The 783-nt window shown below is 51.3% G+C and carries 1 pseudogene; it reads right to left on the bottom strand.

Annotated elements, in window-relative coordinates:
• A pseudogene (locus QJ48_RS37870) lies at positions 1–783 on the bottom strand (beta-N-acetylhexosaminidase); the annotation flags it as partial.

The following is a 783-nucleotide window of genomic DNA, read 5'->3' as shown; positions in this document are numbered from 1 at the left end:
GTTTTCAAAGAAAGCCCGTAGTTCGTGCCGAAGCAGTTCCACGTCCAGATGCCGCCAAGGAAAATCGGATGTTGACCCCGGCCCAATTGACGATGGATGTCAATCAGATACGAGTAGTCTTTTTCTTCCGTATGGAAAAAGTCCCAGTAAACTAACCGGACGTCGTTCGGAATCAAGCTCACCATTTCCTCGGGAAGTTCCACGTTTTTCACGAACACGTAATGATCGCCCTCGGCCTTGGAAGCCATCTTCAAGAACATATCTCCGTACATGCATGGCTCCAAGCCAAGCTTGTGCGCAATTTGGCGCACCTTGGACAAGTGCTGTATCATCACGTCGAACCGGTCCTTGTAACCGAAACGGTCCAGGTATTTCCCCCTTCCCAGCTCCTCTGCCTCGTCCATGCCAATATTCACCTTTTTACTGCGAAACGGGGCGGTTGCAGCTGCAAGCATTTTTTCAATCAGCTCGTACGTCGGCTCGTAATCGGACAGCAGCACGCCCCTCGTGTCCCGGTAGTGGGCCGCCTGCTCCCATTTCAAAAATTCCTCCAGATGCGCGTAAGTCTGGATGCTGGGATAAGCTTCGATGCCAAAGATATCGGCGTAGTCGTCAATCGCTTTCAACTCGGTGAACGAATATCTCCCCCGCATGTAGCCGAAATAAGGCTCGCCTTCCAGCTCATACACGTCTTCCATGTAAAGAACCATCGAATTGAGCCCCATCAGTGCGAGTTTGCGGATCCATTCTTTAAAGCTGTCTACCGTCAATACCGCATTGCGG

The sequence above is a fragment of the Paenibacillus sp. A3 genome (genome assembly GCF_001399685.1).
In the GTDB taxonomy this organism is placed as follows: Bacteria; Bacillota; Bacilli; order Paenibacillales; family NBRC-103111; genus Paenibacillus_G.
This window is presented reverse-complemented; position numbering and strand designations above follow the sequence as displayed.